The sequence below is a fragment of the Neobacillus sp. K501 genome (assembly GCF_053749995.1).
The window spans coordinates 1-1,158 of sequence record NZ_JBSLYA010000028.1 but is presented as its reverse complement, the minus strand read 5'-3'; the positions used below and the strand labels follow the sequence as shown (position 1 = coordinate 1,158).

General features: G+C 48.2%; 2 rRNA genes. Both read left to right on the top strand.

Going from position 1 to position 1,158, the window contains the following annotated elements:
* Positions 1-89, top strand: a 16S ribosomal RNA gene (locus ACWM35_RS25030); the annotation flags it as partial.
* A gap of 350 nt (positions 90-439) precedes the next feature.
* Positions 440-1,158, top strand: a 23S ribosomal RNA gene (locus ACWM35_RS25025); the annotation flags it as partial.

The window sequence follows — 1,158 nt, the reverse complement described above, 5'->3', positions numbered from 1 at the left end:
GGAGCCAGCCGCCTAAGGTGGGACAGATGATTGGGGTGAAGTCGTAACAAGGTAGCCGTATCGGAAGGTGCGGCTGGATCACCTCCTTTCTAAGGAATATAATGTCCTTTCGGACATCATAGTTGACTGTTTTCTGTTTGTTTAGTTTTGAGAGAGCAATCTTTTCTGTGAGGATCATGACCGATAGGTGATGATTCGAAACAATTCTCTCGAAACTTTATTTTTTTGCTCCTGCGTCGCAGTAGTTCGAGGAAGTAATCCCTCAGCTCGTCGCATGGCAGCATGAAGTAACACTCTGATATTTAATCATGATGTGATTGAACTCAGTAGCCTTGTTCCTTGAAAACTAGATAATCGTAAGAAGAAGTAACCAAGTAAAAACCGAGTGATCGCCACTTTAGTTTTTCTCTCTATTTATTAATAGAGAATAACCAATTTAGGTTAAGTTAGAAAGGGCGCACGGTGGATGCCTTGGCACTAGGAGCCGATGAAGGACGGGACTAACACCGATATGCTTCGGGGAGCTGTAAGTAAGCTTTGATCCGGAGATTTCCGAATGGGGGAACCCACTGCTCGTAATGGAGCAGTATCTTTACCTGAATACATAGGGTATTGAAGGCAGACCCGGGGAACTGAAACATCTAAGTACCCGGAGGAAGAGAAAGCAAACGCGATTCCCTGAGTAGCGGCGAGCGAAACGGGACATAGCCCAAACCAAGAGGCTTGCCTCTTGGGGTTGTAGGACACTCAACATGGAGTTACAAAGGAACGGGGTAGATGAAGCGGCCTGGAAAGGCCCGTCATAGAAGGTAAAAACCCTGTAGTTGAAACTTCGTTCCCTCCTGAGTGGATCCTGAGTACGGCCGGACACGTGAAATCCGGTCGGAAGCAGGGAGGACCATCTCCCAAGGCTAAATACTCCCTAGTGACCGATAGTGAACCAGTACCGTGAGGGAAAGGTGAAAAGCACCCCGGAAGGGGAGTGAAAGAGATCCTGAAACCGTGTGCCTACAAGTAGTCAGAGCCCGTTCATGGGTGATGGCGTGCCTTTTGTAGAATGAACCGGCGAGTTACGATCCCATGCAAGGTTAAGTTGAAGAGACGGAGCCGCAGCGAAAGCGAGTCTGAATAGGGCGAATGAGTATGTGGTCGTAGACC